24 protein-coding genes and 1 tRNA gene are annotated in these 23,178 nt (G+C 63.4%); 10 read left to right on the forward strand and 15 right to left on the reverse strand.

Going from position 1 to position 23,178, the window contains the following annotated elements; translation table 11 throughout:
* Positions 1–185: 185 nt before the first annotated feature.
* The 9 genes from AC0L3A_RS36280 to AC0L3A_RS36320 all read right to left on the reverse strand — a co-directional run bounded on the left by AC0L3A_RS36280 (position 186) and on the right by AC0L3A_RS36320 (position 7,885).
* Entirely contained in the window at positions 186–590 is a 405-nt protein-coding gene (locus AC0L3A_RS36280; RefSeq protein ID WP_007598639.1) for a GFA family protein, read from the reverse strand.
* 116 nt (positions 591–706) lie between these two features.
* On the reverse strand, positions 707–2,305 hold the full coding sequence (locus AC0L3A_RS36285) for a caspase family protein (protein ID WP_219681886.1): 1,599 nt from the start codon (positions 2,303–2,305) through the stop codon (positions 707–709).
* A 207-nt stretch (positions 2,306–2,512) separates the two neighbouring features.
* Positions 2,513–3,961 (reverse strand): ammonium transporter, encoded by a 1,449-nt coding sequence (locus AC0L3A_RS36290; protein WP_007598641.1) that lies wholly within the window; start codon positions 3,959–3,961, stop codon positions 2,513–2,515.
* Positions 3,962–3,999: 38 nt separating this feature from the next.
* The gene (locus tag AC0L3A_RS36295; protein ID WP_007598642.1) at positions 4,000–4,338 is read right to left on the reverse strand and encodes a P-II family nitrogen regulator; all 339 of its coding nucleotides are present in this window, start codon (positions 4,336–4,338) and stop codon (positions 4,000–4,002) included.
* 434 nt (positions 4,339–4,772) lie between these two features.
* On the reverse strand, positions 4,773–5,375 hold the full coding sequence (locus AC0L3A_RS36300) for an ATP-dependent Clp protease proteolytic subunit (protein ID WP_473256177.1): 603 nt from the start codon (positions 5,373–5,375) through the stop codon (positions 4,773–4,775).
* Positions 5,376–5,416: 41 nt separating this feature from the next.
* The gene (locus AC0L3A_RS36305; RefSeq protein ID WP_007598644.1) at positions 5,417–5,764 is read right to left on the reverse strand and encodes an SRPBCC family protein; all 348 of its coding nucleotides are present in this window, start codon (positions 5,762–5,764) and stop codon (positions 5,417–5,419) included.
* Entirely contained in the window at positions 5,761–6,075 is a 315-nt protein-coding gene (locus AC0L3A_RS36310) for an ArsR/SmtB family transcription factor (protein WP_035993871.1), read from the reverse strand. The genes AC0L3A_RS36305 and AC0L3A_RS36310 overlap by 4 nt, the downstream gene beginning before the upstream one ends.
* Positions 6,076–6,116: 41 nt before the next feature.
* Positions 6,117–7,418 carry an ammonium transporter gene (locus tag AC0L3A_RS36315; RefSeq protein ID WP_007598646.1) on the reverse strand — a complete coding sequence of 434 codons (1,302 nt, stop codon included), beginning with the start codon at positions 7,416–7,418 and terminating at the stop codon, positions 6,117–6,119.
* A gap of 128 nt (positions 7,419–7,546) precedes the next feature.
* A complete protein-coding gene (locus AC0L3A_RS36320) occupies positions 7,547–7,885 on the reverse strand; it encodes a P-II family nitrogen regulator (protein ID WP_007598647.1) in 339 nt (112 codons plus the stop codon).
* A gap of 238 nt (positions 7,886–8,123) precedes the next feature.
* On the opposite strand from AC0L3A_RS36320, the gene AC0L3A_RS36325 reads away from it, so the two are divergent.
* Positions 8,124–9,005, forward strand: a complete 882-nt coding sequence (locus tag AC0L3A_RS36325; RefSeq protein WP_473256178.1) for a DUF4339 domain-containing protein — start codon at positions 8,124–8,126, stop codon at positions 9,003–9,005.
* A 40-nt stretch (positions 9,006–9,045) separates the two neighbouring features.
* Here AC0L3A_RS36325 and tesB read toward each other — a convergent pair whose 3' ends face one another.
* The gene (gene tesB / locus AC0L3A_RS36330; protein ID WP_219681884.1) at positions 9,046–9,909 is read right to left on the reverse strand and encodes an acyl-CoA thioesterase II; all 864 of its coding nucleotides are present in this window, start codon (positions 9,907–9,909) and stop codon (positions 9,046–9,048) included.
* Between the two features lie 138 nt (positions 9,910–10,047).
* On the opposite strand from tesB, the gene AC0L3A_RS36335 reads away from it, so the two are divergent.
* Positions 10,048–11,268, forward strand: coding sequence for a ubiquinone biosynthesis hydroxylase (locus AC0L3A_RS36335; RefSeq protein ID WP_473256179.1), 1,221 nt, complete (start codon positions 10,048–10,050; stop codon positions 11,266–11,268).
* Positions 11,269–11,491: 223 nt separating this feature from the next.
* Here the strand turns inward: AC0L3A_RS36335 and AC0L3A_RS36340 are convergent, their stop codons facing one another.
* On the reverse strand, positions 11,492–11,689 hold the full coding sequence (locus AC0L3A_RS36340; protein ID WP_007598651.1) for a Trm112 family protein: 198 nt from the start codon (positions 11,687–11,689) through the stop codon (positions 11,492–11,494).
* Positions 11,690–11,749: 60 nt separating this feature from the next.
* A complete protein-coding gene (locus AC0L3A_RS36345) occupies positions 11,750–12,280 on the reverse strand; it encodes a TetR/AcrR family transcriptional regulator (protein WP_473256180.1) in 531 nt (176 codons plus the stop codon).
* 106 nt (positions 12,281–12,386) lie between these two features.
* On the opposite strand from AC0L3A_RS36345, the gene AC0L3A_RS36350 reads away from it, so the two are divergent.
* The 4 genes from AC0L3A_RS36350 (at position 12,387) to AC0L3A_RS36365 (ending at position 16,615) form a co-directional block, all read left to right on the forward strand.
* Positions 12,387–12,737, forward strand: a complete 351-nt coding sequence (locus AC0L3A_RS36350; protein WP_473256181.1) for a hypothetical protein — start codon at positions 12,387–12,389, stop codon at positions 12,735–12,737.
* Between the two features lie 219 nt (positions 12,738–12,956).
* Positions 12,957–13,235, forward strand: coding sequence for a PepSY domain-containing protein (locus tag AC0L3A_RS36355; protein WP_007598654.1), 279 nt, complete (start codon positions 12,957–12,959; stop codon positions 13,233–13,235).
* Positions 13,236–13,298: 63 nt separating this feature from the next.
* Complete coding sequence (locus AC0L3A_RS36360) at positions 13,299–13,892, forward strand: cytochrome b/b6 domain-containing protein (protein ID WP_473256182.1); 594 nt, start codon at positions 13,299–13,301, stop codon at positions 13,890–13,892.
* 221 nt (positions 13,893–14,113) lie between these two features.
* On the forward strand, positions 14,114–16,615 hold the full coding sequence (locus tag AC0L3A_RS36365) for an EAL domain-containing protein (protein WP_007598656.1): 2,502 nt from the start codon (positions 14,114–14,116) through the stop codon (positions 16,613–16,615).
* 12 nt (positions 16,616–16,627) lie between these two features.
* Here the strand turns inward: AC0L3A_RS36365 and AC0L3A_RS36370 are convergent, their stop codons facing one another.
* Positions 16,628–17,305: an LON peptidase substrate-binding domain-containing protein gene (locus AC0L3A_RS36370; protein WP_007598658.1), complete on the reverse strand. Its 678-nt coding sequence runs from the start codon at positions 17,303–17,305 to the stop codon at positions 16,628–16,630.
* Between the two features lie 31 nt (positions 17,306–17,336).
* Positions 17,337–18,260 carry a thioredoxin gene (gene trxA, locus AC0L3A_RS36375; RefSeq protein WP_007598659.1) on the reverse strand — a complete coding sequence of 308 codons (924 nt, stop codon included), beginning with the start codon at positions 18,258–18,260 and terminating at the stop codon, positions 17,337–17,339.
* A 275-nt stretch (positions 18,261–18,535) separates the two neighbouring features.
* Between trxA and AC0L3A_RS36380 the strand changes: the two genes are divergently transcribed.
* From AC0L3A_RS36380 to AC0L3A_RS36395, 4 genes are all read left to right on the forward strand, one after another.
* A tRNA-Gly gene (locus tag AC0L3A_RS36380) sits at positions 18,536–18,610 on the forward strand.
* A gap of 76 nt (positions 18,611–18,686) precedes the next feature.
* Positions 18,687–19,673 (forward strand): NAD-dependent epimerase/dehydratase family protein, encoded by a 987-nt coding sequence (locus AC0L3A_RS36385; RefSeq protein ID WP_007598660.1) that lies wholly within the window; start codon positions 18,687–18,689, stop codon positions 19,671–19,673.
* Between the two features lie 379 nt (positions 19,674–20,052).
* Positions 20,053–21,333 (forward strand): PQQ-dependent sugar dehydrogenase, encoded by a 1,281-nt coding sequence (locus tag AC0L3A_RS36390; RefSeq protein WP_007598661.1) that lies wholly within the window; start codon positions 20,053–20,055, stop codon positions 21,331–21,333.
* A 214-nt stretch (positions 21,334–21,547) separates the two neighbouring features.
* Positions 21,548–22,141 (forward strand): c-type cytochrome, encoded by a 594-nt coding sequence (locus tag AC0L3A_RS36395; RefSeq protein WP_007598662.1) that lies wholly within the window; start codon positions 21,548–21,550, stop codon positions 22,139–22,141.
* Between the two features lie 12 nt (positions 22,142–22,153).
* Here the strand turns inward: AC0L3A_RS36395 and panE are convergent, their stop codons facing one another.
* Positions 22,154–23,077, reverse strand: a complete 924-nt coding sequence (gene panE / locus AC0L3A_RS36400) for a 2-dehydropantoate 2-reductase (RefSeq protein WP_007598663.1) — start codon at positions 23,075–23,077, stop codon at positions 22,154–22,156.
* Positions 23,078–23,178: the final 101 nt, after the last annotated feature.

Raw genomic sequence — 23,178 nt, forward strand, 5'->3', positions numbered from 1 at the left:
AAAAAATACCCCATATCGAGCCTCACTCCCGCTCGGCCAATTAAGCAAAGCCCTCGCTTGCGGGAGAGGTCGCGCCGGAGGCGTGGGTGAGGGTTCTCTCCAAACAGGGACTGTCCCGATGTTGAGGCACCCTCTCCCCAGCCCTCCCCCGCATGCGGGGGAGGGAGCGCGCCGTCATTGCGGCTCTAGTGCGCCGGCAGCTTCTCGAATGTCGCCATGCCCGCGGGGATCGCATGGAAGTCCTGCTTGTCGCAGGTGTAGATCGCCATCTGCGGATGGAACTGCGCAGGCTCGTCCAGCGTGCCGACCTTCAGGATCGCAGCCGGCAGTCCCGGAACCTTGGTCACCAGATGGGTGCCGCATTCGGCGCAGAATTCGCGCGTGACGGCGCGCTCGAGGTCCTTGCGGGTGAACTGCTTGGGCTGCCCGGCGATGTAGCTGAAGCCGGCCGCCGGCATCGCGATGAAGGTGTTGGGCGCGCCGCCCGAGATGTACTGGCACTCGCGGCAATGACACTGCGCCTGCATCATTGGGTCGCCCTCGGCGACATAGCGCACTTCGCCGCAATAGCATCCGCCTTCCAAACGCATGACGACCTCCCTTTTGTTGTTTCTTGTGGTCGATATTTCTGCGCCAGCGGTGCGGAATGGCAATCTTTTTCTTTGCGAGCGGACAAAGGCAGACCATCCGCAGCCGGTTCGTGCATCTATCGCTTGGCAAGCCCGCAGCCGTTGAATCCCCGGCCGCGCCAGCAACCGCTGCTCATGCACTCGGCTTCCAGCCGTGGACAAGCGGTTGAAGCGCAATCCGCGCGGCCGCCCATACTGACGCACGCCGTGGCGCACCTGCTTCGCATGAACGAACAGCTCATGCCGCTTCCGGTCTGCCGTGGTTGCCCTGCTCCGGCCTGATCTGGCGGCAGCACGGCCCTCTTGTCGTCGCGCTTGGTCGGCCGCTTCGAATCAGGTTGGCCCGGACTTGCAGCGGGGCTCGGTGTCGTCAGCTTGGAGAGCTCCATCCGACACGGTCGGCCGGTCTCGGTGCGGACGCCGGCGCCGGTGGTTTCTTTCAGCTCGAGTGCCAGCTTGTACTGATAGGGCGCGCCGGCGGTGCGGCGAAGCGGATCCTTTTCGCCAATCAGCCCGTTGACGGTGACAGTCGCGCTGCCGTCCGCTTCAATCTTCCCGTCATAGATTGTGGCACCGGGCTTGCCCTCTTCCCCGGAGAGAGTGTGCAGCACGCCATCCTTGACGCGCAGCGCATACTGGAAATAGGCCTCGGGAAACGGGGGCTTGTTCTCGCAAGTTTCCTTCGCGATCCAGGTTCCATCGAACGCGGTTACGCGCTTGGCGGCGTCTGATGGTTTCGCCAAAGTCTCGATGCGTGATTTCGCCAAATCTGCGAACGCGCACGCTGGGAAGCGTGCGAGGTGATCCTTGAACGCCGCGAGCGTTCCCAGCGCTTCCGCGCTACGCCAATGGTCGCTGGCCTCCGCGCAGGGATCGACCTGAGGCGTCGCAGGAGACAACGCCGCCGTTTCGGGCTTGCCGTTGAGGTAGAACTCGCCGAAGAACGACAGCGACAGCTCCGGCACTTGCAAGCCTTTGGAGCGCTGGTAGACGCCGGCGCTGATCGTTTGAAATACCGTGTTGACGTTGCCCTTGTCGCCGATGTGCTCCAGGAACGCGCTGGTATAGGGGCTGTTGCGGCCGCTGCCGTCGTCGGCAGTCCGGCCGGCCTGTGTCGCGTAGGAAATGATGGTGCCCTCGGGACTTTCCATCTTGGCGAGGCCGCGAGAGACGGTGACGCCACGGCCCTGTCCGACGTTTCGCCGCAACTCGTCGGCAAATGGATTGTCGCGGCAGGCGTCGAGCACGAGGATGCGCAGGTTCTTCGCCTGCTGGAGATCCGCCAGGATCTCGTCGGCGCGTACCAGGCGGCGCAGATCGACCTCGTCGCGAACGACGGCATCGACAGGCACCAGATAGTTGACGCCGGCGAACTGGAGCGCGTGCCCGCTGTAGTAGAACAGGGCGACATCGGCGCCGCGAGCCTCACGCGCGAAGCGAAGAATGGTGTCCTGCATGGCGGACTGGTCGAGGTCGGTCGCGACCAGAGGATCGAACCCCGATCGCTTGAGGGCCGCGCCGACATCGGCCGCATCATTGGTCGGATTGGCGAGCGTGGGAACGTTTCGGTAGGCGCCGTTGCCAATCACCAGCGCGACGCGCTTGTCCGCACGGGCATCGAGGCTCGACAAAGCGAGCAACAGGAAGCACCAGACCAGGCAATAGGGCAGACGCATGAAATCCTGCTCCAAATGGGGAGCATGATATTCAACAAGCTCGCAGCAATGCAATTTAACTTATGACGGCCCAGCGGTGCTCGGGTCCAAAAAGAAAGGGGCTCCAACTTGCGCTGGAGCCCCTCAACGGCCGGGACATTGCCGGGTATGTGCCCCAAACCGTAGTTGTGAGCGCGACCTCCGAGGAGGCCGCGCCCGGGAGGAGACTTACATGTTGTAGGCGCGCTCGGTGTGCTCGGTGATGTCGAGGCCTTCACGCTCGCTCTCGACATTGGCGCGGAGGCCAACGATCACATCGACGACCTTGTAGAGGATCGCCGAACCGATACCCGACCACACCAGCGTGGTGCCGACGCCCCAGACCTGGGAGATCATCTGCGCTGCGAAGTCGTAATCGGCAACCTTCGGCGGGATCGCGGTGTAGTCGATGATGCCCGCACCACCCAACGCCGGATTGACGAGGATGCCGGTGCCGAGGGCGCCGATGATGCCGCCGACGCAGTGCACGCCGAACACATCGAGGGAGTCATCGTAGCCGAGCGCGTTCTTCACGACGGTGCAGAAGAACAGGCAGACCACGCCGACCACGAGGCCGAGGACGATCGCACCCATCACGCCGGAGAAGCCGGCGGCAGGCGTGACGGCCACGAGGCCCGCGACAGCGCCGGAGATGACGCCGAGCACGGACGGGTGACCCTTGATGATCCACTCCGCGAACATCCACGACAGCGCGGCGGCTGCGGTGGCGACGAAGGAGTTGGTCATGGCAAGCGCTGCGCCGCCATTGGCTTCGAGGTTGGAGCCGGCGTTGAAGCCGAACCAGCCGACCCAGAGCAGCGAGGCGCCGATCATCGACATGGTCAGCGAGTGCGGAGCCATCAGCTCCTTGCCGTAACCGACGCGCTTGCCGATCAGCAGAGCGCCGACGAGGCCTGCGATGCCGGCGTTGATGTGCACCACGGTGCCGCCCGCGAAGTCGATCGCGCCCTTCTTGAAGATCCAGCCTGCGTCGGCGTTGATCTCGTCGAGCTTGGCCTGCGCCGCGGTCTTCGCCGCGCCATCAGCCGCAGCAGCCAGAGCCTTGGCAGCGTCCTGGATCATGTCCGGGCCGGGCCAATACCAGACCATGTGCGCGATTGGGAAGTAGATCAGCGTGACCCAGAGCGGGATGAAGAGCGCAATCGCCGCGAACTTCATGCGCTCGGCAAAGGCGCCGACGATGAGGGCGGGCGTGATCGCTGCGAAGGTCATCTGGAAGCACATATAGATGAGCTCCGAGATGTTGGCGTCGACCGAGAAGGTCGCAGCCTTCGAGTCGGTGGTGACGCCCATCATGAAGGCCTTGGAGAAGCCGCCGATGAAGTCCGAGCCGCCGGTGAAGGTGAGGCTGTAGCCGTACACGGCCCAGATCACGGTGACGACGCAGACGGTGTAGAACACCTGCATCAGGACCGAGAGCATGTTCTTGGAGCGGACGAGGCCGCCGTAGAACAGCGCGAGGCCGGGGATCGTCATCAACAGCACGAGCACTGTCGATGTCAGCATCCAGGCGTTGTCTCCCTTGTTGACCGTTGGCTCGGCATAGGCTGCGGTCGCAGCGAACAGGCCGACTGCGAGAGCCGCCAATCCCGCGCCATAGGGACGCTTAAACGTCATTTCATTTACTCCTGATTGAATTTTGATTGAGCGCGAAATCAAAGGGCCGCAGCATCGGCCTCGCCGGTGCGGATGCGAACCGCATGGTCGAGATTGATGACGAAGATCTTGCCGTCGCCGATCTGACCGGTTTTCGCGGCGGTCGTGATGGCGTCGATGGTCTTGTCGACCTGGTCGGAGGCGACAGCGACCTCGATCTTGATCTTGGGCAGGAAGCTCACGGCATATTCGGCGCCGCGATAGATTTCCGTATGGCCCTTCTGGCGGCCATATCCCTTGACTTCCGTCACCGTGAGACCGTGAACGCCGATGGCGGTCAGGGCGTCACGGACTTCTTCCAGCTTGAATGGCTTAATAATCGCCATAACAATTTTCATGGGTCCTATCCCCGCTTGGGCCCGGTCCGGACGTGGCCGGGCGTTTCTCGACTGGTTCGCCACGAGGGAGAAAGTTCACTACGCGGGCACAGCCAGGACCCCTAGAATCAAATGCCGTGCCAGATCGGGCGTGTTGGCTAACGGACTATGAAAACGGGTGTTTTCGCGTTTGGCGCGTATTGCGGTGCGGTGCGCTATTACGCCGCGCTCAATACCTGACCATGCCTGATTAAAATAAAGGCACGACAAGCTGCCGACACATTGATGCTCATGCGTCGGGCAGCAGAAAGGTATTTTCGTAAGGGGGACGCCCATTGCAGGGCTTGTCGTGCGGCGAAATATCGGACCCCTGCCTGGTGTGCTCACGGAATGCGCGCAACCGGCCAAACAGCTTAAGCGGGGCGAGCTCGCCGGACGGTTGCAGGCAGAGACCGTCAGGCGGCGCTGCGTTCCGTGAACAACCGGTCGATCAGCCCCCAGTCGACCGCCTGCTGCGCGGTCATGAAGTGGTCGCGGTCCAGGGTCCGTTCCACGTCCGGTTCGGGGCGCCCGCAATGCTGGGCATAGAGCCGGATGATGCGCCGCTTGGTTTCCTGCATCTCGGTGGCATGGATCAGGATGTCGGACGCCTGGCCCTGAAAGCCGCCGAGCGGCTGATGCACGTGAAGGCTCGCATTGGGCAGGGCGGCGCGGTGACCGGGCTCGCCGGCCATCAGCAGGAACGAGCCCATCGAGCGCGCGGTGCCCATGCACAGCGTATGCACCGGCGCCTTGATGAATTGCATGGTGTCGTACATCGCAAGGCCAGCGGTGACCACGCCGCCATAGGAATTGATGTAGAGATTGATCGGCTTGTTCGGATTCTCCGCCTCCAGGAACAAGAGCTGCGCGCAGACGAGGCCCGACATCGCATCATTGACCTCGCCGTTGAGGAAGATGATGCGCTCGCGCAGCAGGCGCGAATAGATGTCGAAGGATCGTTCGCCGCGGGCGGATTGTTCGACGACCATAGGGACGAGCTGAAGCATGTCGCGCATCGGCGACCTCCATGTCTGCGGGTGGTGAAGTGGTGTTGGTGTTAGGCGGCCGCGCGCATCAGGCAGCCATTGCTGTTGGCCGGCTGCGGCAGCTTCATGCAGGTTTGCTGGATGATGCGGAAGCGGGTGCCGCCATCCTCGTTCGGTTCGATCCGGAAGATGACATGGCTTTCGCGAAACGGCGGTTCGGAATCGCGAAGCCGGTAGCGCACCTCCTGGCCTGGGATTGATGATTCCGGCTCGGCGCCCGCAAGGTCGCAATCCGGCAGCCAGCGCTCGCGCAACGCCGGAATGGTCACCGCGCGCCAGACCTTGGCCGGCGGCGCATCGAATTCATATTCGAGGACGAGAGCTGCGTCGGAGGGATCAGGCTTCGCGGCGTCGCTCATTGATCCATCTCCTTCAAGAGATCGGCGAGGGCATCCATGCGTTTCGGCCAATAGGCGCGGTAGCGCGCAAGCCAGGTCCCGATGGCGAGAATTCCTTCGGGATCGACTTCGTAATTCACAAAGCGGCCCTGCCGCTGTTCGCGCACCAGGCCCGCCCCGCGCAGCACCGCAAGATGCTGCGACATCGCCGGTTGGCTGATCTCTAATCCGTCGCGCAAAGCGCTCGCATTCAGGCTTCCGCCGGCAAGCTTCTCAAAGACCTTGCGGCGGGTCGGGTCGGCCAGCGCCTTGAAGATGTCAGCTTCGATCATGGCAACACATAAGCACGTGCTTATGTGTTGCGCAAGCCCAATTACTGCAGCGCTTCGCCGTGCTGCGAAATATCCAGCCCTTCGAGCTCGTGCTCCCGCGAGACGCGCAACGGCACGAACAGGCTGACCAGCTTGAGCAGGACGAAGCTCACGCCTGCCGACCAGACGAAGGTGACGGCGACCCCATACAGCTGGATCAGAAGCTGCTGCGGATGGCCTTCGAGCAGGCCGGCGGTGCCGCCGATGGCGCTGGTTGCGAACACGCCGGCCAGCAGGGTCCCGGTCAGGCCGCCGATGCCGTGGACGCCGAACACGTCGAGCGAATCGTCATAGTCGAAGCGGTGCTTCAGCCAGGTGCAGGCCCAGTAGCAGACCAGGCCTGCGATCACGCCGATGACGATACCGTGCCAGGGCGCCACGAATCCCGAGGCCGGCGTGATGGTGCCGAGGCCGGCGACCGCGCCGGAGATCATGCCGAGCACGGACGGCTTGCGCCGCGTCGACCATTCGATCGCGCCCCAGGTCAGCGCGCCGGAGCAGGCCGCGAGATGGGTCGCGATGATCGCCAGCACCGCGCGCGAATTGGCTGCGCCCGCCGAGCCGCCGTTGAAACCGAACCAGCCGACCCACAACAGGCCGGTGCCCATCACCGCGAGCGATAGATCGAACGGCGAAAGATTTTCGGTGCCGTAGCCGTGACGGCGTCCCATCACCTTCGCCGCAACGAGGCCGGCGGTGCCGGCGGACAGATGCACCACGAGGCCGCCGGCGAAATCCAGCACGCCCATGCTGGCGAGGAAGCCGCCGCCCCACACCCAATGCGCCAGCGGAATGTAGACGAAGATGAACCATGCGACCGAGAAGAGGAGATAGGCGGAGAACCGCATCCGGTCGGCGACCGCGCCCGCGACCAGCGCCACCGTGATGATCGCAAACGTCATCTGGTACAGCATGAACAGCGCTTCCGGGATCGTCTTCGCCGCCGGGTTGACGCTGTCCATGGTCATGCCGGCGAGGAACCAGCGGTCGAGCGTGCCGATCCATGGGCCGTCGCCGACGAAGCACAGCGAATAGCCGAAGGCGACCCAGAGAATGGAGATGATCGTCACCGCGGCGAGGCTCTGCGCCATGGTGGCGAGCACGTTCTTCTTGCGCACCATGCCGGAATAGAACAGCGCGAGCCCCGGGATCGTCATCATCAGCACCAATGCGGTGGCGACAATCATCCAGGCGGTGTCGGCGGTGTTGATCTCTGAGCCCGCGGCGCGCGCCGGCGAAGCCATGATCGACACAAGCCCGATCGGCGCGGCAATAGCAGCCGCGCGGCGCAACAATCCCGCCATGTCGTTTCCCCCAGCTATTGATTGCGTCGCACGCCGTGGCGCCGTTGCCCGGTGCGATCGAAGAAGAAGAGCGTTTTCGAGCGAAGTGGATACCGGTTCGCGTACGGAAAACGCGTCAAAACAAGAATCTAGAGCGCGTCGCTGTCGGTCTCGCCGGTGCGAATGCGGGTCGCGTGATCAATCGGCGTGACGAAGATCTTGCCGTCACCGATCTGGCCGGTGCGCGCGGTCGCGGTGATGACGGCGACCGCCTTCTCGGCGATATCGGAGGCGACCGCGATCTCGATCCGCAGCTTCGGCAGGAAATTCACCACGTACTCAGCGCCGCGATAGATCTCGGTGTGGCCCTTTTGGCGGCCATAGCCCTTCACTTCGGTCACGGTCATGCCGTGGACGCCGATCGCCGTCAGTGCCTGGCGGACTTCATCGAGCTTGAAGGGTTTGATGATCGCGACGACGAGTTTCATGGTCAGGCCTATTCCCCGGGATGCGCCGCGCCGTATGTCCCCGGCGCTGCGTCAATCTGGCATCTTTCCGGGCAAATGGCATAAAAAAGTTGCAGATTGAAGCGGAAAATCGTTGGGCAATGTGAACGGCCGCCTCTGTACAGGGCAGCCGTTCATCCTCCACAATGCGTTTTTGGCATGGATGCGATGAACCCAAGCGTCGCGGCCGGTACAAAACTATGTTTGAGGGGGACGCTTCATGGCGAGTTGGTTCTACGCATCCGAGGGCAAGCAGCAGGGGCCCTACCAGGAAGGGCAATTCCGCGACCTCGTCGCCCAGGGAGTCGTGCGCCCCGATACGCTGGTGTGGTCGGAGGGCATGGCCGGCTGGCAGAAGGCGGCCGAAATCCCTGGCCTGATCAGCGGCGGCGGTGCGCCCCCGATGATGCCGGCTGGCGGCCCGCCGATGATGGGCTACGGCGGCGGTGGCGGCGGAGGATCGCTGGCGGTCGATTTCGGCATCCTCGAGTTCACCTGGCGCAGCATCGTGATGCTGATCGGCATGTGCTTCATCATCCCGGTGCCGTGGGTGTTCGTCTGGTACACGAAATGGATCGTGTCCTGCGTGAAGGTCCCCGGACGGCCCAATCTCAGCTTCACCGGCAATGCGATGGCGCTGGTGCCCTGGTATTTCGGCTTCATCGTTCTGGCGATCGTGATCGGGTTGATCGGCGTCCCCTTGCTGAGCAATTTGCTGTTCATCGCCCAGATCGTTCTCTACTGGCTCCTGATCAAATGGATGGTCGCGAACCTCGCCTCCAACGGGCAGCCGCTCGGCCTGAGCTTCACCGGCACGGTCTGGGCCTATGTCGGCTGGAGCCTGCTGTTTGCGATCTCCATCATCACCATCATCGGCTGGGCCTGGGTCGCCGCGGCTCAAATGCGCTGGTTCTGCCGCAGCATCGAAGGCACGCGGCGCGAGATCGTCTTCAACGGCAGCGGTCTCGGGATTCTCTGGCGGGGCATCGTGGCTGCATTCCTTTGCGGCTTCATCATCCCGATCCCGTGGGTGTATCGCTGGATCATGAACTGGTTCGCGTCGGAGACCGTCCTGGCTCCGCGAGGATCGCTCCGGACCTGACCTCGAGAGGCATAAGCGCGATCGATCGTGCTTATGCCTCTCAGGCTTTCCGTTCGCGCACCGAGCCTTCTTGCGCGACGGAAGCCACCAGCGTGCCGTCGGGCTTGAAGATCGAGCCGCGGGTCAAGCCGCGGCCGCTTCGGGCGCTTGGCGAATCCTGTGCGTAGAGCAGCCATTCGTCGGCGCGGAACGGGCGGTGAAACCACATCGCGTGGTCGAGGCTCGCCGGCATCATGCGCTTGTCGAACAGGGTGCGGCCGTAGCGCGCCATGATCGCATCCAGCAGCGAGAAGTCGGACGCGTAGGCCAGCGCGCACATGTGCAGCGCCGGATCGTCCGGCAGCGTCGCCGCGGTCTTGATCCAGACATGGATGCGGCCGTCCTCGATCTTTTGGCCGAAATAACGGCCGAGCTCGACCGGGCGCAGCTCGATCGGACGATCGGATTCATAATAGCGGCGGATGAACTCCGGCATTTCCTTGAACATCGGCTGCTTCGCCACCTCCTCCGCCGTCAGCTTTTCCGGCCGCGGCACGTCGGGCATCTTGTCCTGGTGATCGAACGCGCTCTCTTCCTCGGCATGGAACGACACCATGATCGAGAAGATCGCGTTGCCGTGCTGAATCGCGGTGACGCGTCGCGTCGAGTAGCTCTTGCCGTCGCGCAGGCGCTCGACCTGGTAGATGATCGGGATCTGCGGATCGCCCGGCAGGACGAAATAGCAATGCAGCGAATGCGGCAGCCTGCCCTCGACGGTGCGGCACGCTGCAACCATCGCCTGCCCGATCACCTGGCCGCCGAACACCCGTTGCCAGCTGGTCTTCGGACTGTTGCCGCGGAACAGATTCACCTCGAGCTGTTCGAGGTCGAGGATCGAGATGAGGTCGATCAGGCTCTTGGACATGGAATTCAGCTTTCGCCTTGCCGCCCCGGCTTCGCTGCTCCGGAATGACACAATGGGGGCTTTCCGCCCTTGTTTCACCGCACTGTTTCGCCCACCTCAAGTCTGCTAGCAAGGCCAGGATTTAGCCGGGAATTGGGTATGTCGGTACAGGGTAGCATTGTCATCGGTGGCGGCGCGTTTGCGGGCCTGGCGCTGGCGCTGGCGTTGCGCCAGGGACTCGGCCCCGAGATCCCCGTCATCGTCGCCGACCCCGCGCTCTCCACACGTCCGAGCCGGGACCCGCGCGCGACTGCGATCGTGGCCGCCTGCCGCCGCCTGTTCGAGGCGATCGGCGCCTGGGATGACGTCAAGGGCGAGGCGCAGCCCATCCTCGACATGGTCGTCACCGATTCCAAGCTGGAAGACGCCACCCGTCCGGCGTTCCTCAACTTTGCCGGCGATGTCGCGCCGGGCGAGCCCTTCGCGCATATGGTCGAGAACCGCCGCCTGATCGATGCGCTGGTGGTCCGCGCCGAGGCCGAGGGCATTGATCTCCGCGCGACCACCGTGTCGTCTTACGACGCGCGAGCCGAGGGCATCGATGTGACGCTCGGCGACGGCAGCGTCATTGCGGCGAGCCTCCTGGTTGCGGCCGACGGCGCGAAGTCGAAACTGCGCGAGCGCGCCGGCATCGCCACCCATGGCTGGGAATACGATCAATCCGGCATCGTCGTCACCGTCGGCCATGATCGCGATCATGAAGGCCGCGCCGAAGAGCATTTTCTGCCGGCGGGTCCGTTCGCGATCCTGCCGCTTTCGGGCAAGCGCTCCTCGCTGGTCTGGACCGAGCGCCGCAGCGAAGCCGCGCGTATCATTGCGTTGAGCGATGAGGAATTTCACGGCGAGCTCGAGCAGCGCTTCGGCCTGCATCTCGGCGAGGTGAAGGCGCTCGACAAGCCGCGCGCGTTTCCGCTGTCCTATTTCGTCGCACGCTCCTTCATTGCCCAGCGCCTCGCGCTGGTCGGCGATTCCGCCCACGTCATCCACCCCATCGCGGGCCAGGGTCTCAACATGGGACTGAAGGACGTCGCCGCACTGGCCGAGGTCGTGGTCGATGCCGCGCGGCTCGGCATGGATATCGGCGCCGCCGACGTGCTCGAACGTTACCAGCGCTGGCGCCGCTTCGACACGATGGCCATGGGCGTTGCCACCAACTCGCTGAACTTCCTGTTCTCCAACCAGTCGACGCTGTTGCGCACGGTGCGCGACATCGGCCTCGGCCTCGTCGACCGCGCCCCGCCGCTGAAGAACCTGTTCATCCGCCAGGCCGCGGGTCTGACCGGTGAGATACCGCGGTTGCTGAAGGGCGAGGCGCTGTAGTTTTTTCCTGTCGTCCCGGACAAGCGCGCCTCAAGCGCGCACAGATCCGGGACCCATACGCCGCAGCAATAGTTTTGCGAAGACTCGGAGTGACCAGCTCGCGCAACAACCCAATTCGGTGGTTATGGGTCCCGGCCCCCGTGCGCAATTGCGCACTAGGCCAGGACGACACCTGGGGTGTGGTGCGGTCATCGCGCCAAACGACCAACGGGCCACAAGTCTCTCAATCGATCTTGCGAGCCTCTTCCGGCAGCATGATCGGAATGCCGTCGCGGATCGGATAGGCGAGCTTGGCGCTGCGCGAGATCAGCTCCTGCTTTGCAGAATCGAACTCCAGCGGGCCCTTGGTCAGCGGGCAGACCAAAATCTCCAGCAATTTGGGATCGACGCTGGCTTCGGGGCGTTCGGTGGGCGCGTTCATTGGGGTCTCCGACGGTCGGTTGCCTCTAGCATAAAAAATCGTAGCAGCCCATTGCGTCGCTCAAGCCGAAGCCATCCGCAGGATCTCGTCGAGCAGGCCCTCGAGCCGCGCGGCCGGCAATGGCGGGCCCGACAGGGCGAAGCCGAGAAACGTCCAGTACAGGATTTGGGCGCGGGCTCGCGCCGTCGCCGCCTCGAACCCGCGCTTCCTCAGCAACTCTTCGATATAGTCGAGCCTGCGCCGGTCGATGGCACGCACCGCCGTCTGTGCCGCCGCATCGAAGGCCGCCCAGTTCCGCACCGCGCGCTCGAGGTCGAGCCGCGCGCCAAAAGTCCTGCGCAGCAGCGCTTTCAGCGGCTCGTCGCTATCCGCCTCGACATCGGCGATGATCTGCTCGGCCGCGATCTCGCGCCAGCGCTTCAGGAGAGCGGCATGGAATGCGCCGAGATCGGCGAAATGCCAATAGAAGCTGCCGCGCGAGACCCCCATGGCTTTCGCCAGCGGATCGGCCTTCAGCGCGGTGAAGCCGTCTCGCGCGAGCGCCTTCAGGCCCTGTTTGATCCAGTCGTCGGCGGTCAGCTGTTCGGCCATGTCGGGTTCCGGATGCAAACATACACTAGTGTATTGACAGCCGGCAGGCCAGCGCCTATTTCACCATACATAACTGTATGGACCATATTTGCAGGGAGCTTTGACGATGCGTGATCTCTTGCTCCAGTGCGCCGGGGTCTTGACCATTGCCGTGGCCCTCATTCATGGCATTCTCGGCGAGACCAAGGTCTTTGCCCGCGCCCGCATCGAGCCGGAGCGGCTCCGCACCCTGATCCGCCTGGTCTGGCAGGCCTCGACCGTCGCCTGGATCGGCGGCGGTGTGCTCCTGATCGCGGCGCCCTGGATGCAATCGGAGCCGGCGCGCCACTGGATCGTCGTCACCATGGCCGGCGTGTTCGGCTTCGCTGCTTTCGCCAACGCATGGGCCACGCGCGGCCGGCATTTTGGATGGATGGCGCTAAGTGCCGTCGTCGCGATGGCGGTTGCCGGCTACTGAGCGGCGCGCCCGATCTGCTTGCCATCAAACCGTGAGACGTAAGGCCGCAGTGTCGCTGTAAACACGCGCTGCATACGGAGAGCGCTGAGCTTTTTCGGATCGTTAGAATAACTCTAAAGCCAACTGCTTCTGAACCGCATTGACTTCATCATGTGCTTTGCTTCCTTCGGTCCCGCTTCGCCTGCCGGCGCAGCGCCCACGACAGAAGAGGAGACGTTCGTGAAGGTTATTCGTGTTGTTGCCGTTGCATTGACGATCGGGATTGGCATGGGATCGGCAGCCTTGGCCGATGGTTTCAAGGACTGCACCAAGCTCGACAAGGCGTCGTGGAAGCCGGCGAGCGACGCCGAAGCCAAGGCCAAGGCGCTCGGCTACGAGGTGCGGCGCTCCAAGATCGAAGGCTCGTGCTACGAGGTCTACGGCGTCAAGGAAGGCAAGCTTTACGAGCTGTTCTACAGCCCAGAAGATCTCAGCCTGAAGCACACGATTGCGAAGTAGACCGCGCGAGATGGTCTGCGCGCAAATGGTCTGCGCAAAGTCATGCCTGAGGGTGGTCCTCGCTTGATCGAAGAAACGGTGCCGCACGCACGCGGGGGGTCCGACCGGACCCCCGCGGATCGAACCGCCGCGCGGACAGTCGCGGTCTGGGACCTCCCGCTGCGGCTCTGGCACTGGGCGCTCGCGGCTTGCGTTCTGGCCGCGTGGTCCACGCCGACCGTCTATGACGGACTTCACCGCATCGTCGGTTATGCCGTACTCGGCCTTCTTGCGTTCCGTCTGGTCTGGGGCTTTTGGGGAAGCCGCTATTCGCGCTTTCGCATGGTCGGCGTCAGACTTCGGGCCGCGCCGGGTTATCTCTGGAATCTGCGCCGCGGCATCACCGGCCGCTATATCGGTCTCAATCCAGCCGGCACGTTGATGCTGGTGGCGCTGCTGGTCTCGCTCGCGGTCTCGACGATATCAGGCGCGATGTCGGTGACCGTCACTTTCTTCGGCGTCTGGTGGATCGAGGACACCCACCACTATTCATCCGACGCGGTCATCGTCCTGGTCGTGCTGCACGTCCTGGGCGTGCTGTTGATGGGGCGTCTCCAGCGCGAGAACCTGATCCGCGCGATGATCACCGGCCGCAAACGAATCCGCGGGCACCTCTAAGCAGCACCGGGTTAATTCAAGCGGATGGAGCCTTGGGCCCGCCTAAACCCGTGGTTGCACGAGAATTAAGTCCTTCGCCCGCACCGGCTACCGCCAAACGGCGCCATTGTCGAGGTTGGGTTTACCTCCCGATAGGCATGCAACCGGGCATTGCAAGAAATTAACGTGACCAAAGCCAATCGGATCAATCGTCGAGCTTATTGACGAGGGAGGCGATTTCGATGTTCCGCGTTTTTACCTGCCTCACGGCAGAGCACGATTGGCGGCTTGTCATGCTCGCCGGTCTGGTTTGCTTCGCCGCAAGCATTGTAGCCGTCAGCATCTTTCATCGAGCGAACGCATCGCGCGCCTGGACGCGACTGATCTGGATTGCGATCGCCGGTGCCGCCATCGGTTATGGAATCTGGGCAACGCATTTTGTGGCAATGCTTGCCTACGAGCCCGGCGTCTCGACCGGTTACGCCATCACGCTGACAGCTTTGTCGCTCGCCGCAGCGATGATCCTGACGTCGGCAGGTTTTGGCGTTGCCGTCGGCAGCCCCGGCCGCTGGCGCGCGGCTGCCGGTGGCGGCATCATCGGCGGCGGTATTGCGAGCATGCACTATCTGGGCATGTCGGCCCTCGAAGTGCCTGGTCGCGTGACCTGGTCGCCGGAGCTGGTGCTCATCTCGATCGCCCTCGGCATGGTCCTAGGCTACGCCGCACTTGCGGTCGCCCTGGGTCGCAAGGACAGGTGGGGGACCTTCGCTGCGGCGCTGCTGCTGACGCTCGCCATCGTGTCGCATCATTTCACAGCTATGGGGGCGGTACAGATCGTTCCAGACCCGACGCTGGCAAGCGACACCCTGTCGCTTTCTCCCGGCTTCCTCGCCGTGGCAATCGCGGGCGTGGCCCTGTCGGTGCTCGGGATGAGTTTTGTGGGCGTGCTGGCGGATCGCCGGCTTGCGACCAGAACCAGCCGATTCGAGGAAGTTATCACTCAGCTTTCGTTTGCCAGGCAACAGGTGGAAGATTCGCAAAAGGAAATCCAGGACCAGAAGATCAGGCTCGACACGGCCATCAACAACATGGTCGAGGGCCTTTGCATGTTTGACACGGAGAAGCGGCTCGTCGTCTGCAACGAGCGCTATGCCCTGCTCTATCGGCTGCCGCCGGAACTGCTGAAGACGGGGACGCCGCACGTCGACATCATCAAGCACCGCGTTGTGAACGGCATCCTCAAGGGCGATACGAGCGAGGGCGCTGCCGGGCAATACATCTCGAGACTGGCTGCGTTGCCGTTCGACACAGTCTCGAGCAGGATCGACGAGTTTGCGGATGGTCGGTTGATCTGCGTGACGCGACAGCCGATGCCCGGCGGCGGATGGGTGGCCACGCATCTTGATGTTACGGAGCAACGCCGGTCCGAGGCCAAAATCACCCATATGGCGCAACACGATGCGTTGACCGACCTGCCAAATCGGGTGCTGCTCAGAGAGCGGATGGAGCATGCCATTGCAGTTACGCGCAATGGTGGTCTTGATCTTGCCGTGCTCATGCTTGACCTCGATCGCTTCAAGGAAGTCAATGACACGCTTGGACATCCGGCGGGCGATTCCCTGCTGCGCGCCGTCGCGGCGCGTTTGCGCGAATGCACCACGGAAACGGCGTTGATCGCCCGACTGGGCGGGGACGAGTTCGCGGTGATCGACTACGTGACCAGCCCGGCCGTGGAGGCCGCGACCCTCGCCGAGAACATCAGAAAGGCGCTTTGCAAACCCTTCGACCTCGGCGATCACCGGGTCACCGTAGGCACCAGCATCGGCATTGCCATCGCGCCGCGCGACGGCAATGATCCCGACGCGATCATGAAGAGCGCCGATCTCGCCCTCTACTCGGCCAAGAATGGTGGACGTGGCGCATTCCGTTTCTTCGAGCCGGAACTCGACGAGATCATGCATGCGCGACGGAATCTGGAGCGCGACTTGCGCGATGCGCTTGCCGACGGTCAATTCGAGCTCTATTACCAGCCATTCATCGACGCCGCGACCGGTAAGACCAGGGGCTTCGAGGCCCTGCTGCGCTGGCACCACCCGCAGCGAGGTCTGGTCATGCCGGGCGAATTCATCCCGCTTGCGGAGGAGACCGGCCTGATCGTGCCGCTGGGGGAATGGGTCCTGAGGACGGCCTGTGCGGAAGCCGCAAAATGGCCTGTCGATCTCAGCATCGCGATCAACCTGTCTCCCGCTCAATTCAGGAGCAAGGAGCTTGTGCCGGTCGTTGTCAGCGCGCTGGCGAGTTCGGGTGTGGCGCCGCACAGGCTCGAGCTCGAAGTTACGGAGACAGCGATCATGCATGACAGCGAAGCTGTATTCGAGGCCCTCGGTCAGCTGCGCCAACTCCGTGTGCGAATCGCCCTGGACGATTTCGGCACCGGCTATTCTTCTCTGAGCTTTCTGCAAAGATTCCCGTTCGACAAGATCAAAATCGACCGCAGCTTCGTCAGCGAACTGACCAGCGCGAGGGCAGAGGCGCAACATCTCGCGCGAGCAGTGGTTCGTTTCGCAGTCAGCTTGAGCAAGACCACGACCGCCGAAGGCGTCGAAACGAGGGAGCAGCTGGACATCCTGCGTGAAGACGGCTGCGCCGAAACGCAAGGCTACTATTTCAGCCGGCCGATGCCTGCATCCAGCATCGCGAAAATGCTGCTGCGAGATGACGGAGCAGCCGTCTGCGCTGCGTGAGCGTTCAGGCCGTCACTGCAGCGGCGGATCGCCTGAGGTGCGTTTTTTGGCGAGATCCATCTCGGTGACCGCGATCAAAATTTCGGCGCGGGTCTTCAGGTCGGGCGCTTCCAGCATCGCCTGCTTCTCGGCCACACCATAGGGCGACATCATCGCCAGCGCGTTGACGAGCGCCTCGTTGGGAGCGGTCTCGACGCCCTCCCAGTCGACCTTGAGGTTGTTGGCCTTCAGAAAGTCCGCCAGCACCGTCAGCAGTGCTTCGCGATCGACCTCCTCCTCGCCCATGCGCGGCGTGAAATCGTCGACGAAGGCGAAGAAATCCACCTTGCACTGCCGGTAGGCGGTGAGCACTTCGAGCTCCTCGAGCACTTTGAAGCGCGAGACACCGGTGAGCTCGAGGATGTAGCGGCCGTCGCCAGATTCCGCGAGTTGGGTGATGCGGCCGACACAACCGACGCGGAACAGCGCCGGCTTGTCGGAATTCTTGGGCGAGTGCGCGATGTCGGGCTGGATCATGCCGATCAGGCGATGGCCATCGCGGAAGGCATCGTCGATCATCGCGAGGTAGCGCGGCTCGAAGATGTTGAGCGGCATCTGCCCGCGCGGCAGCAGCAGCGCGCCCGGCAACGGAAACACCGGAAGGATCTCCGGAAGGTCGGCGGGCCCGCGATATTCGATGTTGATCGGCATCTGCCGGGTCCCCTGGCCTTGCCAGCGCGCGTCAGGAAAACAGGATGATCGACAAGCGCTTGCGTCCCTCGACGGTTGCATCGTCCGTGCCGCCCCAGGCCTCGAAGAACTGCACCAGCTGCTTGCGGGCGCCGTCGTCGTTCCATTTGCGGTCGCGCTTGACGATCGCGAGCAGCTGCTCGGTGGCAGCTGCCCGGTTGCCTTGGGCGTTGAGCGCGATCGCGAGGTCGAATCGGGCCTGATGATCGAGCGGGTTTGCGGCGACTTTCTGTTCCAGCTCGGCGACAGGCCCGAGCTGCTCCGCCTGCTCGGCCAGATCGATCGCGGTCTGCACGGCTTTCACGGCCGGGTCGTTGCGCTTGGATTCCGGCACCATGGCGAGCGTCTGCTTGGCCTGCTCCATCGCACCGGAGACGGCGTAGCATTTCGCGAGCCCGGCCAGGGCTGCGATGTTGGTCGATTCGAGCTGCAGCACTTCCGCGTAGATCTGCGCGGCCGCGGCGGCATCGCCCTCGGCGAGCACGGCCTCGGCTTCCTGGAGGATTTCCGCGATATTCGGCTCACCCGGCGCGGTCACGCCCTTGGTCAGCTTCTCGATGAAGGCGTTGAGCTGGCTCTCCGGGACCGCACCCATGAAGCCGTCGGCCGGCTGGCCGTTGACGAAGGCGATCACCGCCGGAATCGACTGGATGCCCATCTGGCCCGGGATCGCCGGGTGCTGGTCGATGTTCATCTTGACCAGCTTGACCTTGCCCTTGGCGGCCTTGACCGCTTTTTCCAGCAAGGGCGTGAGCTGCTTGCAGGGGCCGCACCACTCCGCCCAGAAGTCGATCAGCACCGGCTGGCGCTTCGATTCCTCGATGACGTCCTTCACGAAGGTCTGGGTGGTCGTGTCCTTGATCAGATCGGCGGCAGCCGGGCCCGCTGCTCCGTTACCCTGGTCGATGATCGTCACGGGATCCCCTCGTCTGATGTCTGGAATTGGCGGGTCTTTAGCACGTCGCCAATTCATATGCTTCGCTGTTGGCCCTAAATTGGGCCGGGACGGCCGAATTTCAATCCGTGCGTGCCGATTCGACGGTTCCGGGGCCTTTTTGGGTCATTTGGCCGCGTTCGGGTCTATATCGGGCCTCCGATTGCGCATCTATGCCGCCGGTAGCTGTTGCATTCCCCTCCCGCTTTTGGCATACGACAGCCGTTGCCGGCGCAGTCATGTGACCGACACAGGATGCGGGTGTAGCTCAGTGGTAGAGCACGACCTTGCCAAGGTCGGGGTCGAGGGTTCGAGCCCCTTCGCCCGCTCCAATTTTTCCCAAAGCATCCAGCCGGACCGGACGGGCACGTGGTTTTCCACGCCGCTGGCGGCTGTATTGGGTAACGAATGACAATCCTGGTCACAGGCAGCGCGGGCCATCTCGGCGAGGGCCTTCTCCGCACGCTCCGCGGGCGCGGTTCGTCTGTGCGTGGGATCGACCTGAAGCCATCGCCCTTCACCGACGCTGTCGGCTCGATCGTCGATTCCGATTTCGCGCGGCGCCAGATGGACGGCGTCACCGCGGTGATCCACACCGCGACGCTGCACAAGCCGCATGTGGCGACCCACAGCAAGCAAGCCTTCATCGACACCAACGTCACCGGCACGCTCAATCTGCTTGAAGCGGCTGTGGCGGCCGGCGTGCGCAGTTTTGTCTTCACCAGCACCACCAGCGCGTTCGGCTCGCAGCTCCGCTCCGAGGCGGGACAGGCCGCGGTGTGGGTCACCGAGGACCTGCCGCCGATCCCGAAGAACATCTACGGCACGACCAAGCTGATGGCCGAGACCCTTTGCGAGCTGTTCTGTCGCGAGCGCGGCCTGCCTGTCGTGGTCTTGAGGACCTCGCGCTTCTTTCCGGAAGACGATGACGATCCGGCGATGCGGTCGGCTTACGCGCCGGAGAACGCGCAGGCCAACGAGCTGCTCTATCGCCGGCTGGATATCGCGGACGCGGTGAGCGCCCATCTGCTCGCAGTCGAGCGCGCGCCGAACATCGGATTTGCCCGCTACATCCTGTCGGCCACAAGCCCGTTCGAGCAGCGCCACCTGACTGCGCTGGCGCGCGACGCGGCCGGTGTGGTGCGCGAGCTCTATCCGGATTGTCCGGAGCTCTACGCGGCGCGCGGCTGGCGCCTGTTCCCCGCGATCGATCGCGTCTATGTCAACGAGCGCGCGCGGCACGAGCTCGGCTGGCGGCCCGAATTCGACTTCGCGCATGTCCTGAACTGTCTTCGCGATGATCGCGATTTTCGCAGCACGCTGGCGCGCGATATCGGATCGAAAGGCTATCATGAGACGATTTTCGACGATGGTCCCTACCCCGTCGCCCCGTAGCCGCCACCTTTGCTAATTCGCTCGACTCGTCAGATGTCTACCCGGAATCACCGGCAGCAAGATGGCCGGAGCCGTTCTACTGTGCATGGGGTTGTTTTCGCGTTTTTTTGTTCCGAACCTCCTGCTGCCTGTAAATTAGCCGCGCGTGATCTTGATTCCGCGCTGCAGCGAGAGCGTTGTTGTCGCGGCGTTCGCCATCATTGACTTTCCGTCTCAATTTTTACTGAGCGCTATCGCATCGCACGCGGCGCGCTTCTCACCGCTCGCAGATGTGCTAACCTTTCTGCGTCTGTCCTCTCGACAGAGTCCGAACTTCGCCTCTCGACAGCAAAATAAAATAAATGTGCAGCCCTGACGGCTGCCTTAGGGGAGTGACGCGATGAAATTCCATCGATCCGTCTTTCAATCCATCCTGGCGCTTGCAGCGGTTGCCCTTCTCGCGGGGACAAGCGTCGGTCACGCGCAGCAGCAGGACAAGAACAAGCCGCTGAAGAAATACGAATCCGGCACCAAGGAGTTCTGGACCCATCCGCCGGACGACTGGTTCCTCGGCGACGAGACCGAGGCGCAGAAGGGCCTGGCGCCGCCGTCGGGGCCGCCGACCGGCGCCTCCGACGCCGAACTCGCCAATATCGTCAAGAAGGTCAAGCTGCCGGCTGGCTTCAAGATGGAGGTCTACGCCTCCGGCGTGCTGGCCGCGCGGCAGATGGCCTGGGGTGACAAGGGCACGCTGTTCGTCGGCTCGTTCGGCCTCGGCAACGTCTACGCGATCAAGGACAACAACGGAAAGAAAGAGGTCAAGACCATCCTCAAGGGGCTGAACATGCCCACGGGTCTGGCCGTCAAGGACGGTGCGCTCTACGTCATCGCGGTCGACAAGCTGATCCGCTACGACGACATCGAAAACAAGCTCGACAATCCCGGCGAGGGCAAGGTCGTCTATGACGACATGCCGTCCTATGCCGCGCATGGCTGGAAGTACATCGCGGTCGACAAGGAAGGCTGGTTCTACATTCCGTTCGGACCGCCCTTCAACATCGGCGTGCCCCCGACCAGCGTCTCGCAGATCCGCCGCGTCGATCCCAAGACCGGCAATGCGGAAATCTACGCGCTCGGCGTTCGCAACTCGGTCGGCGGCGACGTCGATCCGCGCACCGGTAAGTTCTGGTTCACCGAGAATGCCCGCGACTGGATCAGCGACGATCTGCCCTCGGACAAGCTGAACATGATCAGCAAGATCGGCGAGCACTTCGGCTATCCCTACTGCCACCAGGGTGACCTGCCGGATACCAAGTTCGCGATGGGCCACAAATGCTCCGAGTTCACGCCGCCGGTGCTGAACCTCGGTGCTCACGTCGCTCCGCTCGGCATGAAGTTCTATACCGGCGACCAATTCCCGGCCGAGTACAAGAACAACATCCTGATCGCCGAGCACGGCTCCTGGAATCGTCACAAGTACCAGGGCGGCCGCATCATGCGCGTGATCGTCGGGCCCGACGGCAAGAACGCCAAGCAGGAGGTGTTCGCCTCCGGCTGGATCGAGGGCGACCAGGGCTATCTCGGCCGTCCCGACGACATCATCCTCGCCAAGGATGGCTCGATCCTCGTCGCCGACGATTGGGCCGGCGCGATCTACCGCATCAGCTACAGCAAGAAGTAGCGCAAGATGACACGAGGCTGCGGTGCCGAGCGGCGCCGCAGCCTTTCTCATTTCAATTTCGCACGCCGTCGTTTCTGATTGCGCGCCCCTTGCGCGCAAGCCCGGAACCCTTGGCCACGAACGCGGGTTATGGAATTCTCAGATGCGCCATTGCGCATCATAGCTCGCGCTTCTTCGCCCGGAATGGCGCGTTCGATAGATCGGAATCCCAATCATGCGCCGGCAGTTCATCTCGCACGCAATCAGCGCGGTTGCGCTTCTCGCGCTCGGTTCTCTCTCCGCAAGCGCCGCCGACAATGCTGCGATCAAGGAGAAGGCCGCCGTCTGCGCCGGCTGTCACGGCGAGAACGGCATCTCGCAGACCGAGAACATCCCTTCGCTCGCTGGCCAGCCCGATCAATTCCTGCAATGGCAGCTGGTGTTCTTCCGCGCCGGCTCGCGCAAGAACGATCAGATGCAGCCGATCGCCGAGGAGATCACCAACGAGGACGTCCGCAATCTCGGCGCCTATTTCGCCGCGCTGACGCCGCCGACAGCGGCGGAGGACAAGGATCCGGACCTGTCGAAAAAGGGCGCGCAAGTTGCCGCCGGCCGCCGCTGCGCCTCATGCCATACCGATAGCTTTGCCGGCACCAAGGCCGTCGCGCGGTTGGCGGGCCAGCGCGAGGAATACCTGGTCAAGGCGCTGCACGACTACAAGAGCAGCCAGCGCGTCGGCGGTGGCGGCGCCGCGATGGCCGATGTCGCCTATCACATGAGCGATGAGGAAATCACCGCCGTCTCGCACTATCTCGCGTATTTCAAATAGCGGAAGCTGCGGTCAGCCCGCCCGCTGCTTCTCATACGCCTTCAAATGCGTGTACGCGATGCGCAGCTTCGGCACCGGCACCTTGGCGGCATCGGCACGCTCGATGAGGTCGCCGATGACGTGATCGGCCTCGACCGGCAGGCCGGCCTTGACGTCGCGGAACATCGAGGCCGTCATCGGCGAACCCTCGGTGGTGAGGTTGCCCTTCACGCGCTCGAAGAACGGCCCGCCCGGCGTGTAGCCCGACGCGGCGGCGATCGCGCTGGTCTCGTCCAGCATGCCAAGCAGGAAATCCCTGCCGCCGGGAGCGGCGAGGATGTTGCCGACCGAGGTGCGCATCAGGCTGGTGGACGCAGCCAGCGAGGACAGGAACACCCACTTCTCCCACATGTCCTGCATGATGTTCTGGCTGGCGGTGGCCCCAACGATGCCGCTCTTGAAGGCCTCGTCGATCGCCTTGACCCGATCCGACAGCTTGCCATCGCGCTCGCCGTAATTGATCGACTGCATCGGCTGCAGCTGCACCACCTCACGCTTTTCGTCGAGCGTCGCGGCGATGGCGCAGAGGCCACCGAGCACGCGCTCCTTGCCGAACTTGCCGTCGAGGATGTCGAGATGCTTCATGCCGTTGAGCATCGGGATGATCGCGGTATTCGGCCCGACTGCTGCCGCGAACGACTTGATGGCGTCATCGAGGTCGAAGGCCTTGCAGCTGAGCAGCACGACGTCGAACTTGTCCTTGAGCGCGTCGGCCTGAACGGTCGGCGGATTTTTCAAGGTCACGTCGCCGTTCGGGCTCTTGATGACGAGGCCGGCGCTCGCGAGCTCGCTGGCGCGCCGCGGCCGGACCAGGAAGGTGACGTCGCGGCCCGCCTGCAACAGCCTGCCACCAAAATAGCCGCCGATGGCGCCAGCGCCGACCACGAGGATACGCATGGGATTGTCCTTGTTGTTTCTTGCTGTCGTCCTGGCGAAAGCCAGGACCCATTACCCCGACTGTATATTGTCGGGCAAGCTGGAGCCCCAGCTCGTCACAG

Source organism: Bradyrhizobium sp. MI1.3 (genome assembly GCF_055811695.1).